Origin of the sequence: Marseilla massiliensis (genome assembly GCF_023336985.1) — a bacterium.
Taxonomy (GTDB): domain Bacteria; phylum Bacteroidota; class Bacteroidia; order Bacteroidales; family Bacteroidaceae; genus Prevotella; species Prevotella intestinigallinarum.
The window spans coordinates 1-776 of the sequence record NZ_JAMBLP010000062.1; the positions used below are offsets into that span (position 1 = coordinate 1).

Consider the following 776-nt stretch of genomic DNA (forward strand, 5'->3'; position numbering starts at 1 on the left):
GACACCAAGCGGCGTTATCACCGCGATTCGACTATGTCAAAGGCAGAAATCATGTTGATTATGATATTGTTCCATGACTCCGGCTACCGTTGTCTGAAACATTTCTATCTGGAAAAAGTATGCAGACATATGCGCCACCTCTTCCCAAAGATTGTTTCATACAACCGTTTTGTGGAGCTTGAAAAGGAAGTGGCTGTACCATTGGCTCTTTTCATTAAGAAAGTGTTGCTTGGAAAATGCACAGGCATAAGTTTCGTGGACAGCACCCCGTTGAGGGTATGCAGGAATCAAAGGATACATATCCACAAGGTATTCAAGGGTATAGCCCAAAGGGGCAAGTGTTCCATGGGATGGTTTTTCGGTTTCAAACTGCATTTGATATGTAACGAGAAAGGCGAGCTGCTGAACTTCATGATAACTCCGGGTGATGTCGATGACAGGAAACCGTTGGAGTATAAGGCGTTTGTCGAATTCATCTACGGAAAGTTGGTTGCAGACAAGGGCTATATCGGCAAGAACCTCTTCCGACGCATGTTTGTTGACGGCATACAGCTTATTACCAAACTCAAAAGTAACATGAAGGGGGCTTTGATGAGTGTGTCGGACAAATTGCTGCTTAGGAAACGGGCTATTATAGAGACGGTAAACGATGAATTGAAAAACATTGCGCAAGTGGAGCATTCAAGACACAGAAGCTTTGACAATTTCATCGTAAACATACTCGGGGCGATTGCGGCGTACTGCATGTTTCCCAAAAAGCCGTGTATCAATGTACA

At 44.2% G+C, this 776-nt stretch carries 1 protein-coding gene; it reads left to right on the forward strand.

Features of this window, described 5'->3' with window-relative positions; translation table 11 throughout:
- Positions 1-776, forward strand: a 776-nt coding sequence (locus tag M3089_RS15730) for an IS982 family transposase (RefSeq protein ID WP_249085261.1), incomplete at both ends; no start/stop codon positions are given.